The organism is Priestia abyssalis, from assembly GCF_002019595.1.
Classification (GTDB): domain Bacteria; phylum Bacillota; class Bacilli; order Bacillales; family Bacillaceae_H; genus Bacillus_BA; species Bacillus_BA abyssalis.
Genome location: NZ_KV917369.1, coordinates 4,865,535 through 4,880,315, shown reverse-complemented (window position 1 = coordinate 4,880,315; position 14,781 = coordinate 4,865,535). Strand labels below are relative to the sequence as shown.

Below are 14,781 nucleotides of genomic sequence, written 5' to 3'. Positions count from 1 at the left end.
CAGATGCGGTTATCATGGCTACCGGAGGACCTGGTATCATTTTCGGTAAGTCTACTAACTCTGTCATCAATACGGGTTCAGCTGCATCGATCGTGTATCAGCAAGGGGTTTATTATGCGAACGGTGAGTTCATTCAAATTCACCCGACAGCGATCCCTGGAGATGACAAGCTTCGCTTAATGAGTGAATCGGCTCGTGGAGAAGGCGGCCGCGTTTGGACGTATAAAGATGGAAAACCTTGGTATTTCTTAGAAGAAAAATATCCAGCATACGGAAACTTAGTACCGCGTGATATTGCGACACGTGAGATTTTCGACGTTTGTGTCGCTCAAAAACTAGGTATCAACGGTGAAAACATGGTTTACCTGGATCTTTCCCATAAAGATCCGAAGGAGCTTGACATCAAGCTTGGCGGAATCATTGAAATCTATGAAAAATTCATGGGTGATGATCCGCGCAAAGTTCCAATGAAAATCTTCCCTGCGGTCCACTATTCAATGGGCGGTCTATGGGTAGATTATGATCAAATGACAAACATTCCGGGGCTTTTCGCTGCCGGTGAATGTGATTACTCGCAGCACGGAGCGAACCGTTTAGGAGCGAACTCTTTACTATCGGCCATTTACGGCGGTATGGTAGCGGGGCCGAATGCCGTTCGATATATTAATGGATTAGAAAAGAGCGCTGATGCGCTTCCGTCCAGCTTGTTCGAACGCCATGTACAGCAAGAACAGGAAAAATGGAATCAAATCATGTCGTTAGATGGCAATGAAAATGCCTACGTTCTTCATAAAGAGCTTGGAGAATGGATGACGGATAACGTGACCGTTGTTCGCTACAACGATAAGTTATTGAAGACGGATGAAAAAATCCAAGAGCTGATGGAACGTTTCGATCGCATCAACATTAACGATACAGCGAAATGGAGCAACCAGGGAGCTACCTTCACCCGACAATTGAAAAACATGCTTGAACTTTCACGTGTCGTGACATTGGGCGCTTACAACCGGAACGAGAGCCGCGGCGCCCACTACAAGCCGGAATTCCCGGATCGTAATGATGAGGAGTTCTTAAAGACAACGATGGCAAGCTTTGCCGGAGAAAAAGCGGCACCAGCTTTCCATTACGAAGAAGTGGATGTGTCGTTGATCAAGCCTCGTAAGCGTGACTATACAAAGAAAAAAGATGAAAAGAAAGCCGCAACGGAGAAAAAAGAAGAGGGGGTTCGTTAAGCCATGAGTACGACTATGAGTGCACAAAAAACGGTAAAGTTCATCATCACTCGTCAAGATGGACCGGAAGGTTCTTCTTATGAACAAGAATTTGAAATCCCTTATCGTCCAAACATGAACGTCATTTCGGCGCTCATGGAAATTCGACGCAACCCTGTTGATGCAAGAGGCAACCAAACGACACCGATCACATGGGACATGAACTGCTTAGAGGAAGTATGCGGAGCCTGTTCGATGGTGATCAACGGCAAGCCGCGCCAGTCCTGTACAGCGCTTGTCGATCAATTGGAACAGCCGATTCGCCTTCAGCCGATGAAAACATTCCCGGTCGTTCGTGACTTGCAAGTTGACAGAAGCCGCATGTTTGATGCGTTAAAACGCGTGAAAGCATGGGTTCCAATCGACGGCACGTATGATCTTGGACCGGGACCGCGTATGCCTGAACGCAAACGCCAATGGGCTTATGAGTTGTCAAAATGTATGACGTGCGGGGTCTGCCTGGAATCTTGTCCGAACGTCAATAGTAAATCCGACTTTATCGGACCAGCCCCATTATCACAAGTTCGTCTGTTTAATGCTCATCCAACAGGCGCAATGCATAAAGGAGAGCGCTTGGAGACGATTATGGGAGACGGCGGCCTAGCCAATTGCGGGAACTCGCAAAACTGTGTGCAGTCTTGTCCGAAAGGGATTCCGTTAACGACATCGATTGCGGCATTAAACCGTGATACAACGATCCAAGCATTCCGTAATTTCTTCGGAAGCGACCAAGCATAATCCAATCCAGCTTTTAATCATATGCCGTCATGTGAATTCCATGAATTTATGGTTTCCATGGCGGCATATTTTATCTCACATTAACGGACAGACAATCATGATGCTAAGCTTCATCAACAATGATGAAAACGGGTACTTTCATGGGAGTAAGCCCCCTGCTGATGGAAGTCTCCTTTATATAAAGGCTTATTTTTCAACGCTTTAAAAATAAACATGTTCATGAAACAGCTTAAATAAAAGAAGGTGAATATAATGGGAAAAATGAATTATATCGAACATATAGATGAATGGAAGTCTTCTTTTGGAGATGCACATTATGAAACGCGTGTACGTTTTTGTGAAACAGATATGTTTGGGCATTTAAATAACACAGTTCCGTTTATATACTTTGAAACAGCTCGAATTCGCTTTTTTCAACAATTAGGATTTATGAATGACTGGGCTAATCCTCTTAATGAGGCGATGCCTGTCGTAGCTGATTTACAGTGTGATTTTATTCGGCAGGTGTTTTTTGATGAAACATTAAAAGTGCATGTAAAAGTACATAAATTAGGAAATTCATCTGTCGATTTGCATTATATGGTAACAAATAAAAGAAATGAGCTTTGTTTAACAGGAAGAGGTACACTGGTTCAATTATCTAAAAAAACCGGAAAAACCATTCATTGGACTGAAGAAATGAAACAAAATCTTTTGTCTGGACAGTAAATGTAAAAAAATTCTCTTTTATACAGCCTAACTTTGCCATATAAGTAACCGCTTGAGATGTTTTGACATAAGATATGATGACTAAATTTATACCCATCCGATAGTTCAACTCTGAATCAGGCAAGGAGGGTTACATTGAAGGAGAAAGATTTTCAGCCAAAGCCGTTACTTACAAAAAGAGAACGAGAGGTTTTTGAACTGCTTGTACAAGACAAAACAACGAAAGAAATTGCAAGTGATTTATTCATCAGTGAAAAAACAGTTCGAAATCATATCTCAAATGCGATGCAAAAGCTTGGAGTAAAGGGGCGTTCTCAAGCGGTCGTAGAGCTTCTGCGCATGGGAGAACTTGAACTATAATAATGACCGGCTGTCCTTATTTATGTTTTAAGGAAGCCGGTTATTTTGTTTAGCCTGCATTAATCGCAGTACGCCCCCCCAACTTCCGACGCGCAGGATGTGCTAGCGAAGACGTGGAGATTAACGTCGTGCTTTTAGTCTTCGTTCTTTAGAGTCATCGGAGAAGTTTAAGAGGGGATGATTGCCCACACAGACTAATATCGCCGCGTCCTGCGGCAACGCTTGCATAACCCGCATTGTGAGGACCTAATTAACTATCAGTGGGAGATGAAGGAACCCCCGCTAATGGAAGGTTCCTTTATTTTGTGGCTTGAAATTTTCTAGAAAAGTAGAGAAAATAGATAGAGACGCAACATTTATATCATGATAAACAGCGGAAAATGAAACTTCGTTGAGCGGAAGACTTCATGCTAATTAATGAAGGATAAAAATATAAGAGAGGATATGAGTATGTCATCAAACCAACATTCTCAAATACCAAATGAACAAATAGTTGCCGAAATAGAAAAATCATTGCGATACATTGCGGGAATTGTCAAACAGAAGGGAAGGGAAATCTTAAACGATTATACGATTACCCCCCCTCAGTTTGTGGCTCTTCAATGGCTGCTTGAGCATGGTGATATGACGATCGGTGAATTGTCCGGTAAAATGTTTTTGGCTTGCAGCACAACGACTGATTTAGTGGATAGAATGGAAAAAAATAAACTCGTTATGCGCGTTAAAGATCCGAATGATAGAAGGGTTGTTCGTATTCATTTATTAGAAGAAGGCGAAAGATTGATCGAAGAAGTTATTTGCAAAAGGCAAGAGTATTTGAGTGGAGTCTTACAAAACCTGTCAGAAGACGATGTGGAGCGATTACAAAAAAGCTTGCATCAATTACATCTAGAGATGAAAGAAGAATGAGGCGATTTTTTTTGAATAGACCAATAGGAGTTATTGATTCAGGCGTAGGAGGATTAACGGTCGCCAAAGAAATCATGCGTCAGCTGCCTAAGGAAACAATTATGTACATAGGGGATACGGCGCGCTGTCCTTATGGACCGAGACCAAGCGAAGAAGTACGTCAATTTACTTGGGAAATGACCGATTATCTATTAAATCAAAATATTAAGATGCTGGTGATTGCTTGTAACACAGCGACTGCTGTCGTGTTGGAGGAAATTCAACATAAAGTGGATATCCCGGTGTTAGGAGTGATTGAACCGGGCGCTCGGGCTGCGTTGAAATCCACTAATAATCACAGAATTGGAATCATCGGCACGAATGGAACCGTTAAAAGCAATGCCTATCCATTTGCACTAAGAGAGCTGCATGACAACGTGGAAGTGGAAAGTTTAGCTTGCCCTTTATTTGTTCCGCTGGTGGAGAGCGGAAATTTTGAAGGAGAAGAAGCGAGACGCATTGTTGAAGAAACGTTAAAGCCTTTCCGTAACAGTGAAATTGATACACTTATACTTGGATGTACCCATTATCCTCTTTTGAAGCCGATCATTCAGAAAGTCATTGGCCCGAAAGTGAAGCTCATTAGTTCTGGAGAAGAGACAGCCAGCGAAGTAAGTGCGATTCTTTCGTATAGCGATTTGTTAAATAACGGAGAGCATCCGGCGGAGCATCTCTTTTTGACAACGGGCTCTAATCAGCTTTTTCAAACGATTGCATCCAAATGGTTTGAGCATCCTATTTATAACGTTCAACATATTTCTTTGTCTGCATCAATGAAATCTTGAAGACGAACGGGATTCCTCCTAGTGAAAAAAGGGAATCCCGTTTTTTGTGATATTGGTAATATTCCCATAGCTTATATTTAAAAATGCTTCCGATACTTTTTGGATAAAAATCATCTATGGCGGTCTAATTTGTGAAAAGGCTCGTATACATATTAGTACAAACTGTCTTAGGAGGGAAAAACATGTCCAAAAAGGCAAGAATTATCGTTTTTTCGACGATTTTATCTTCCTCAGTGCTCTTAACAGGCTGTGGATTATTCGGGGGCGATAAAGCGGTAGAAGAAATTGATCCGCCAAAAGATGTTTCTTATGTAGAAGATGCCAAAGCATTAGAAACAGTGGGGGATAAGGAAAATAAAAAAGACATGCCAAAAGAAGAGGCTGCAGTTGGATCAGTAAAAACAGAACTGTATTTAATTGACAAAAACGGGTATGTCGTTCCTCAGACTTTGGAGCTGCCCAAAACAGAGGGAGTTGCTGCACAAGCACTTGAATATCTCGTAGATGGTGGACCTATTACAAACATGCTTCCGAATGGCTTTAAAGCAGTTCTTCCTGCCGATACAAAAATACTTGGAGTGAAGCTTGAGAAAGACGGAACGATTATCGCTGATTTTTCTCCCGAATTCTCCAATTACAAAGCAGAAGATGAGTTGAAAATTTTACAATCGATTACGTGGACTTTAACCCAATTCGATAACGTAGAACGGGTGAAAATTCGGATCAATGGATATGACAAGGAAGTAATGCCTGTCAACAATACACCAATCAGTGAAGGGTTAAGTCGAGCAGATGGTATTAATTTGGATAGTAATGGTTCGGTTGATATTACAAATACGAAATCAGCCACCCTTTATTACTTGGCTCAAAGCGGGGACAAAACATATTATGTGCCTGTGACGAAGCGAATTTCGGCGAATGAGAAAGACCCGTTTGCGGCGGTTGTTCGTGAACTCGTTGAAGGACCGAGTGTTAAATCCGGCTTAGTAAGCGATTTTAATGCTGATGTCGAGTTATTGGATGTCCCAAAATATGAAAATGGAACCCTTACATTGAATTTCAATGAATCCATTTATGGAAACATGGAAGGCAGTAAAATTTCTGATCATGTGCTGCAGTCTCTTGTTTTATCGTTGACTGAACAGCCGGGTGTCGAAAGTGTAGCAGTTCAAGTTAATGGAGAAAGTAAACTGATGAAAGAAGATGGAAAAAAACTGACTAAACCTGTTATTCGTCCGGCAGATGTCAATACGGGAAGTTTTTAATGCAGGTAAGCAATTTGTTAACCGGTTTATTTTTGATATACTATAAAAGACAATTTTTTAAGAGGTCAGCTTCCGAGGCGACCTCTTTCATCTTTTGTATAGGCTGATGTACACAGCAAAAGAAATGATAAATACATAACTTAATTGTTTGGATAAAGGAGAATGAAAACATGCGTGTAGACGGACGAGCAGTAAACGAACTGCGCCCTGTAACAATTGAAACCGACTATTTAAAACACCCGGAAGGTTCCGTATTGATCACAGTCGGGGACACGAAGGTGATTTGTACAGCAAGTGTCGATGATCGTGTACCGCCATTTATGAGGGGACAAGGAAAAGGCTGGATTACCGCCGAGTATTCGATGCTGCCTCGAGCGACTGAACAAAGGAACATACGTGAAGCGGCGAAAGGGAAAGTATCAGGGAGAACGATGGAAATTCAACGTCTAATTGGAAGGGCCCTTCGTTCGGTTGTGAATTTGGAAAAATTGGGGGAGAAAACGGTGTGGATTGACTGTGATGTCATTCAGGCAGACGGCGGTACCCGTACAGCATCCATTACAGGCGCATTTGTAGCCATGACACTGGCTCTCCAAAAAATGGTGAACAATAAAAAAATTGCTGCACTTCCCATCACCGATTTTCTGGCTGCTACATCTGTAGGAATTGTCGAGGGAGTTGGAGAAGTTTTAGATTTGAATTACATAGAAGATTCGGCTGCCGAAGTAGACATGAATGTGGTCATGACAGGAAACGGACGTTTTGTTGAGCTTCAAGGAACGGGAGAAGAGGCGACGTTTTCACGCGAACAGCTAAATAGTATGCTCGCCTTAGCTGAAGATGGGATATTGAAACTGATGGAAAAGCAAAAAGAGGCTCTTGGTAAAGCGGCAGAAAACATCGGAAACGGGGGAGCCTGATATGTCTAGTGAAGTGATTATCGCCACCAAAAATCTGGGGAAAGCAAAAGAATTTGAAGCACTATTTTCTTCAAAAGGAGTAGCGGTTAAAACACTGCTGGATTTTCCAGAGGCAATAGATGTAGAAGAGACAGGCAAAACCTTTCATGATAATGCCGTTTTAAAAGCTGAAGAAATCTCCAAGCAATTTAATAAAATGGTGATTGCAGATGACTCTGGTCTATGCATTGATGTATTGAATGGGGAACCTGGAGTATATTCGGCCCGTTATGCCGGAAGCGAAAAAAGCGATGAAGCAAATATAGAGAAGGTACTGGAGAAGATGAAAGGGATTCCGCTGCCTGAAAGAACGGCCCATTTTCATTGTGCGCTGGCAGTAGCCGTTCCAGGGCAGGAAACCATTGTGGTGGAAGGGGTTTGCGAGGGATTGATCACCGAAGAAAAACAGGGGGCAAATGGGTTTGGCTATGATCCGATCTTTTATGTTCCTTCTCTTCAACGAACAATGGCTGAACTGGAAAAAGAAGAAAAAAATAAAATCAGCCATCGTGCAAATGCATTGAAGCAACTTGGCCCGGTGATTGAAGAGCTTTATCAATAAACAATAGAATATGGAAAAAGGCATCTATATTCTATTGTTTATAAACGACTGGCGAGAGTTGTTATAGACTCTTGCCGGCCGTTTGTATGAGAAAGTAAGTCTTCTTGAGGAGAAAAACAGAGAAGTTTGAATGTGGAAAATTTAAAATAAATAAAACAGCACTAGTGAGAGAACCGTTGGGAGGTAAGTTGTGGTGAAAGTGCTTATCGTTAGTGATAGCCATGGACAGAGAAAAGAATTGGAGGCTATCAAAAAGCGTCATGAACATGAAGTGGAAGCCATGATTCATTGCGGAGATTCAGAACTTCCGGCTGATTGTGACGAAATGAAGGGATTTTACTCGGTTAGAGGAAACTGTGATTATGACCGTGAATATGTTAATGAGAGAATTGAAAGTATCGCAGGATGCACGTTCTATATTACGCATGGACATCTTCATAATGTAAAAATGTCTCTCATGAACTTGCATTATAAAGCAAGAGAAACGGGTGCCAAGATTGTTTGTTTTGGACATTCCCATGTGGCCGGTGCTGAAATGATCGACGGCATTTTAATGATTAATCCTGGCAGTATTTCCTTGCCGCGCATGCGGAAAGAAAAGACGTATGTGATACTTAACGTAGAAAATAAAAAAATCACTGTAGTTTTTTATGATGTCAATGGTCTTCCGGTTGAATCGATGGCTACAGAGTTTGATCCGTTCTAAAGAACAGTAATACCCTCACTAGAGAAAAGGGAGAAGATTAGGTGGGGGGGAACTGTCTCTCAGAGTGTGATGAGTAACTAAAGATTAGCAATGGGGAACTTGCCTGCTGTTTCAAGTTTGCTTGATATTTTAAATACTAAAAAAAGATCTGAAAAAAGATCTGAAAAAAGATACTAAAACATGTTGACATTAGTTTGGAAGTGCATTAGAATAGGTATTGTTGTTGAGTTAATTACGTCCCGGTAGCTCAGCTGGATAGAGCAACGGCCTTCAAAATAGGAGCCTCTATAAGGAAAGAGTAACTTATAGAGTGGACGACACTATATCGGTGAAGCCTTAACAGGTAATGCTGATGGTAATACCGAGGAAACTTACGATCTTCTTATATAGAGGTGGTGTAATGTATCATCACACAAAGTCAAAAGGAGATTTAGGTGTTTTAAAGGATCAAGTAGATTTATATGAAAAAGGGTATATGATATTAAACCCTCATACTGAACATGCTCCGTTTGATATTGTTATTTATAAAGATAGCAAATTTAAACGTGTTCAAGTGAAGTATAGGGAATTAAATCAAAAAGGATTTCTCGAAATAAGGTTTCGATCTTCCTATTCTACTTCAAATGGTGTCATGACCAAAGAAATAGATAAAGAAGAAGTTGATGTTTATTGTGTTTATTGTCCACAAACAGATAAATGTTATTATTTCGATCCTAAAACCTTTACTAAATCAATCAACTTGAGGGTAGAAACTCCAAAGAATAATCAACTGCAAAATGTTAAATTAGCTGATGATTATCGTGAGGTTCCGTAGAGACTACACGTGTCGCACCTGAGATGGTGAAGATATAGTCCAGACCACAAACAGCGACTCCATGCTGGTGCCGAAAGTCATAGTGGTAAGCTAAGCCGTCGGTCGGGGGTTCGAATCCCTCCCGGGACGCCATTTTATACATACATACGATCAAACCTGTTGTGATGTTCTAAACATTATAACAGGTTTTTTGTGCATATAAGATTGACTAATTGCTCCCTTTAATTTTAAAAAGTGAAGAGTGCACATTCATTCATAAAGTATTTCTCAAATGTGCAATCGTTCGCTTTGTTTTTGAAAAACAGATTAATAAAAAAAATAAAGTGGAGAAAAGATTACTATATCAGTATTGTAAGCGGATACAAAAAGATTGTTTAGTCTAAATAGTCTAAAAATTTACGGAAAAGGTGTTGACGAAGCTTAAAAATGAGAGTAAGATAGTCCTCAAATATAAGTTTTCTAAAAATTAAAAACAAAATTAAATTCAGAATAAGCTTCTGATTTTGTTTTAGTAACAAAGGAAAGATTGTCCTTCCTGTAAGAACAGTAAATCCTTTAAGTGTTGTAGAAGATGATATGAAACTTTACGGTGCTACTATTTCTGTAAATGAAATAAACATATAACAAAGCGAAGAAGAGGATAAGTAATCTTAAGGGATTAGGTATCAACAGAGAGCCGGGTTGCTGGAAGCCGGTGTTACCTCCTTAGGCCGAACTCACCTCCGAGTGCCAGTCTGAAATTTTAAAGAGTAGGACTGGACGGGTGTAAAATTGTAAACTATACCCGTTACCAAAATTGAGTGTAATCCGTTGATTACATTCCCGAGACAGCCATTATGGCTGTGAACAAGGGTGGTACCGTGGAAAGAGAGAGTCTTTTCACCCCTTCGACCTATAAAATGTTAGGTCTATTGTGGGGTGGGAAGACTCTTTTTATGTTAAAAAAATGAGGCGAAAGAAAGGATGGGGACAGTGGGAGCCAATATGCAAACGAAAGAACCTGTGAGCGCTAAAGTGAAAATGAGTGGGGCAGAAATGATGATTGAGGCATTAAAGAGGGAGAATGTAGAAGTCATCTTCGGTTATCCTGGCGGCGCAGTCCTTCCCATTTATGATAAGCTCTATAACTCGGGCATGTTCCATGTATTAACGCGTCATGAGCAAGGCGGCATTCATGCAGCGGAAGGGTACGCAAGAATTTCCGGGAATCCCGGCGTAGTCATTGCGACAAGTGGCCCTGGTGCAACAAATATTGTTACAGGTTTGGCAGATGCAATGATTGATTCACTCCCGTTAGTAGTTTTCACTGGTCAAGTTGCTTCCAATGTAATTGGATCAGATGCTTTCCAGGAAGCGGATGTATTAGGTATTACAATGCCAATTACAAAACATAGTTACCAAGTGCGTCGTGTGGAAGACTTGCCGAAAATTATTAAAGAAGCTTTTCATATTGCAACGACAGGAAGACCAGGTCCGGTATTAATCGATATTCCGAAAGATATGGCGGCGGGAGAGGGAGAATTCTCTTACGATCAAGAGGTGAACCTTCCAGGATATCAACCCACTTACAACCCTAACTTGTTGCAAGTGAAGAAATTGATAGAAGCAGTCAAGCAAGCGAAGAAACCGGTAATTTTAGCTGGAGCAGGCATACTTCATTCCTATGCGTCAGAACAGTTTAAAAAATACGTGGAACGTGAAAATATCCCGGTTACCAGCACGCTGCTTGGTTTGGGGGGATTCCCGGCTAATCATCCGCTCCATTTAGGAATGGCTGGAATGCATGGGACATATACAGCTAACATGGCTTTATACGAATGTGATTTACTCATCAGCATAGGAGCTCGTTTTGATGATCGAGTAACAGGCAACTTAAAACATTTCGCTCCAAACGCGACGGTGGCTCATATTGATATCGATCCAGCTGAAATTGGAAAAAATGTTCCAACTCAAATTCCAATTGTAGGCGATGCGAAAGAAGTGTTAACACAGTTATTATTGCAAGAGAGTGCAAAAGGAGACTTTGCACAGTGGCATAAAGAATTATCTGGAAGAAAGCAAGATTACCCTCTCTGGTATGAAAAATCAGATGAGTTGTTAAAGCCGCAGCAAGTTATCGAGTTAATTCATCAGTATACAAAAGGTGAAGCGATTGTAACAACTGATGTTGGACAGCATCAAATGTGGACGGCTCAATATTATAAGTTTAACGATCCTAACAAATGGGTGACATCCGGCGGGTTAGGCACAATGGGATTTGGTTTCCCGGCTGCAATCGGAGCTCAATTGGCTGATCGTGAAGCAACTGTTGTGGCAATTGTAGGAGATGCAGGATTCCAAATGACTCTTCAAGAGCTTTCCGTTCTTAAAGAACTTGATTTACCAGTTAAAGTGGTCATTATCAATAATCAATCATTAGGAATGGTTCGCCAGTGGCAGGAAATTTTCTATGAGGAACGTTACTCTCATTCCTTGATCCCAAATCAGCCAGACTGGTTAAAATTAGCTGATGCTTATGGTATTAAAGGACTTCAGGCTACTACTACAGAAGAGGCTCACGAAGTATTAAAAGAGGCATTCGCAACGAGAGAACCAGTTTTAATGAACTTCTATGTGGCACCAACTGAAAATGTATACCCGATGGTGGCACCTGGAAAAGGCTTGCATGAAATGGTGGGGGTGAAACCGTGAAACGAATCATTACAGCAACTGTTAACAACAGAGCGGGAGTACTAAACCGCATTACCGGCTTATTCACAAAGCGAGATTTCAATATTGAGAGCATTTCGGTAGGCCATACTGAAACAGAGGGGATTTCCCGCATGACCTTTGTCGCTAATGTGGAGGATGAAAAGTCGGCCGAGCAGGTCATTAAACAATTAAATAAGCAAATTGATGTGCTGAAAGTGCAGGATATTACAGACCAAGCGACGGTTGCCCGAGAGTTAGCTCTCATTAAAGTAGCATCAGCACCTGCTTCAAGGAATGAGCTATATGCTTTAATTGAGCCGTTTCGAGCCACAATCGTTGATGTGAGCCGGGATAGCGTTATTATTCAAGTAACTGGGGAATCCAGCAAAATTGAGGCTATCCTCGATTTACTAAGACCTTACGGTGTAAAAGAAGTGATGCGCACAGGCACAATTGCTTTTCCAAGGGGTACTCAAAAGCAAGTGTCTCATCAAAAAATATCATCTATTCTATGAAATCTAGCTGATTATTAACCTTAAAATACAGAATAATCAAATTAAAAAGATAAAGGGAGAGAATAAAAAATGGTAAAAGTTTATTATAACGGAGATGCAAACGAGCAATTATTAGCAGGTAAGAAAGTAGCAATCATTGGTTACGGTTCACAAGGACATGCCCATGCACAAAACTTGCGCGAAAGCGGAGTAGATGTAGTAATCGGTTTACGCCAAGGTAAATCTTGGGAGCAAGCGGAAAAAGACGGATTTACAGTATTGCCTGTTAGCGAAGCAGCTGAACAAGCAGACTTAATCATGGTATTGCTTCCAGATGAGCGCCAGCCTCAAGTATACAAAGAAGAAATTGAACCAGCATTAAAGCCAGGAAAATCACTTGTATTCGCTCATGGATTCAGCGTTCACTTTAATCAAATCGTACCGCCTGCATTCGTTGATGTATTCTTAGTAGCACCAAAAGGACCTGGTCACCTTGTAAGAAGAACATATACAGAAGGTGCCGGTGTGCCTGGCTTAATCGCTATTTATCAAGATGTAACAGGACAAGCGAAAGATGTAGCTCTTGCATATGCAAAAGGTATCGGATCAGCAAGAGCGGGCGTTATCGAAACAACATTCAAAGAAGAAACAGAAACAGATCTTTTCGGTGAGCAAGCAGTACTTTGCGGAGGCTTAACAGCTCTTGTAAAAGCTGGTTTTGAAACATTGGTGGAAGCGGGTTACCAGCCAGAAATGGCATACTTCGAATGTTTACATGAATTGAAATTGATCGTTGACCTTATGTACGAAGGCGGACTTAAAGGTATGAGATATTCTATCTCTGATACAGCGCAATGGGGTGACTTCGTAACAGGGCCACGCATTGTAACAGAAGATACGAAAGCAGAAATGAAAAAGGTATTAGAAGAAATCCAACAAGGTAAGTTTGCTAAAGGCTGGATTTTAGAAAACCAAGCAAATCGTCCAGAGTTTACGGCTATTAACCGCCAAGAAAATGAACACTTAATTGAAGAAGTAGGAGAAAAGCTTCGCGCAATGATGCCATTCGTTAAAAAGGATAAGAAAGAAGCTGTAGTAGCGAGTGCTAAAAACTAAATTCTTTGAGATGGCTCTTCGAGATGGTGAACAATCTCGAAGAGTCATCAACTAAAGCATATTTGAATGCAATCAATCGTATTTCACTTATTAAAGAATCCCGTGAGACACAAGAAGCCATTTAGTATCCTTCTTCTCGTGGATGGAAAGGAGAGGTGACATGAAAAAGAAAATTGCAGTATTACCAGGTGACGGCGTTGGTAAAGAAGTGACAAAAGGGGCTGTTGAGGTACTTAAAGCAGTCGCCAACTGTTTTGAACATCAATTTGAATTCACGTATGGCCTGATCGGCGGTGATGCAATCGATCAAGTAGGGAATCCTTTTCCAGACGCTACTGTTCAGATTTGTCAACAAGCGGATGCCGTTCTTCTTGGCTCAGTAGGGGGGCCTAAGTGGGATGCTCTTCCTGCCAATATACGCCCTGAAAAAGGATTGTTGGCAATGCGTAAAACACTTGATGTGTACGCTAATTTACGACCTGTTTCCTTTTACCAGAGTTTAATTGATGCTTCACCTTTAAAAAAGGAATATATCGAAGGTGTAGATTTCATCATTGTTCGTGAACTGTTAGGCGGAATTTATTTCGGTGAGCCGAGAGAGCGTAAAGTAGAGCAAGGGGAAGAAATCGCGATCGATACACTTGTTTATAAACGCACGGAAATTAAACGGATCATCGAATCGGCTTTTGAAATTGCGTCTAAGCGCGGAAAGAAAGTGACGTCAGTTGATAAAGCGAATGTATTGGAGTCCAGTCGTCTATGGAGAGAAGTAGCGGAAGAAGTGGCAAAACAATACCCTGATGTAGCATTAGAGCATATGCTTGTTGACGCTGCGGCTATGCATTTAATCAGAAATCCGAAACGATTTGATGTAATCGTCACGGAAAATATGTTTGGTGATATTTTAAGTGACGAAGCGTCCATGCTGACGGGATCTCTTGGCATGTTACCTTCAGCTAGTTTATCAACGACGGGGCCTTCGGTATATGAACCAATCCATGGATCGGCTCCTGATATTGAAGGACAGAATAAGGCGAATCCAATTGCTGCAATTCTTTCTGCCGCTATGTTACTGCGCCATTCCTTCGAATTAGAGGAAGAGGCAAAAGTGATTGAAAAGGCAGTAGGGCAAGTACTAAATGCCGGTCATCGCACAGCAGATTTATCAATTGATGGGAAAGGCTGTATTTCAACTACGAAAATGGTGGGAGAAATCATTGATGCCATTGTTGATGATTCAGCCATTTCTAAAATCATGACTTGTTATACGTAATGATAACCAACAGCTTATATAAATAAAGTTATCGCCCTTCGTCTTCCCGGCAGGTTAGATAAAGGGCGATATCCTTTCCTTTAAGAAACGA

Annotated in this window: 15 protein-coding genes and 1 other annotated feature; all 15 genes read left to right on the top strand. The window is 41.2% G+C overall.

Annotation, left to right across the window (positions count from 1 at the left end; all coding sequences use genetic code 11):
* Window positions 1-1,232: succinate dehydrogenase (quinone) flavoprotein subunit (gene sdhA, locus BK575_RS23360; RefSeq protein ID WP_078414934.1), on the top strand; the 1,232-nt coding region annotated here is incomplete at its 5' end.
* Window positions 1,233-1,247: 15 nt separating this feature from the next.
* Window positions 1,248-2,009, top strand: a complete 762-nt coding sequence (gene sdhB, locus BK575_RS23355; RefSeq protein WP_078414855.1) for a succinate dehydrogenase iron-sulfur subunit — start codon at window positions 1,248-1,250, stop codon at window positions 2,007-2,009.
* Between the two features lie 252 nt (window positions 2,010-2,261).
* A complete protein-coding gene (locus BK575_RS23350) occupies window positions 2,262-2,717 on the top strand; it encodes an acyl-CoA thioesterase (protein ID WP_078413964.1) in 456 nt (151 codons plus the stop codon).
* Between the two features lie 135 nt (window positions 2,718-2,852).
* Complete coding sequence (gene gerE / locus BK575_RS23345; protein WP_028395098.1) at window positions 2,853-3,077, top strand: spore germination transcription factor GerE; 225 nt, start codon at window positions 2,853-2,855, stop codon at window positions 3,075-3,077.
* A gap of 450 nt (window positions 3,078-3,527) precedes the next feature.
* Entirely contained in the window at window positions 3,528-3,986 is a 459-nt protein-coding gene (locus BK575_RS23340) for a MarR family winged helix-turn-helix transcriptional regulator (protein WP_139368095.1), read from the top strand.
* Complete coding sequence (racE, locus tag BK575_RS23335; protein ID WP_204524882.1) at window positions 3,983-4,810, top strand: glutamate racemase; 828 nt, start codon at window positions 3,983-3,985, stop codon at window positions 4,808-4,810. Before BK575_RS23340 ends, racE begins: the two co-directional genes overlap by 4 nt.
* Before the next feature lie 182 nt (window positions 4,811-4,992).
* Window positions 4,993-6,075, top strand: a complete 1,083-nt coding sequence (locus tag BK575_RS23330) for a GerMN domain-containing protein (RefSeq protein WP_078413962.1) — start codon at window positions 4,993-4,995, stop codon at window positions 6,073-6,075.
* A 170-nt stretch (window positions 6,076-6,245) separates the two neighbouring features.
* Entirely contained in the window at window positions 6,246-6,995 is a 750-nt protein-coding gene (gene rph / locus BK575_RS23325) for a ribonuclease PH (protein WP_078413961.1), read from the top strand.
* 1 nt (window position 6,996) lies between these two features.
* A complete protein-coding gene (locus BK575_RS23320) occupies window positions 6,997-7,596 on the top strand; it encodes an XTP/dITP diphosphatase (RefSeq protein WP_078413960.1) in 600 nt (199 codons plus the stop codon).
* 193 nt (window positions 7,597-7,789) lie between these two features.
* Window positions 7,790-8,302, top strand: a complete 513-nt coding sequence (locus tag BK575_RS23315; protein WP_078414932.1) for a metallophosphoesterase — start codon at window positions 7,790-7,792, stop codon at window positions 8,300-8,302.
* Between the two features lie 400 nt (window positions 8,303-8,702).
* Window positions 8,703-9,116 (top strand): group I intron-associated PD-(D/E)XK endonuclease, encoded by a 414-nt coding sequence (locus BK575_RS23310; RefSeq protein ID WP_078413959.1) that lies wholly within the window; start codon window positions 8,703-8,705, stop codon window positions 9,114-9,116.
* Between the two features lie 622 nt (window positions 9,117-9,738).
* Window positions 9,739-10,006: a binding site (T-box leader), on the top strand.
* 73 nt (window positions 10,007-10,079) lie between these two features.
* Window positions 10,080-11,807: an acetolactate synthase large subunit gene (ilvB, locus tag BK575_RS23305; protein ID WP_235867435.1), complete on the top strand. Its 1,728-nt coding sequence runs from the start codon at window positions 10,080-10,082 to the stop codon at window positions 11,805-11,807.
* A complete protein-coding gene (gene ilvN / locus BK575_RS23300; protein ID WP_078413958.1) occupies window positions 11,804-12,322 on the top strand; it encodes an acetolactate synthase small subunit in 519 nt (172 codons plus the stop codon). Before ilvB ends, ilvN begins: the two co-directional genes overlap by 4 nt.
* Window positions 12,323-12,391: 69 nt before the next feature.
* Complete coding sequence (gene ilvC / locus BK575_RS23295; RefSeq protein ID WP_078413957.1) at window positions 12,392-13,417, top strand: ketol-acid reductoisomerase; 1,026 nt, start codon at window positions 12,392-12,394, stop codon at window positions 13,415-13,417.
* Between the two features lie 160 nt (window positions 13,418-13,577).
* Complete coding sequence (leuB, locus tag BK575_RS23290; RefSeq protein ID WP_078413956.1) at window positions 13,578-14,690, top strand: 3-isopropylmalate dehydrogenase; 1,113 nt, start codon at window positions 13,578-13,580, stop codon at window positions 14,688-14,690.
* Window positions 14,691-14,781 lie beyond the last annotated feature (91 nt).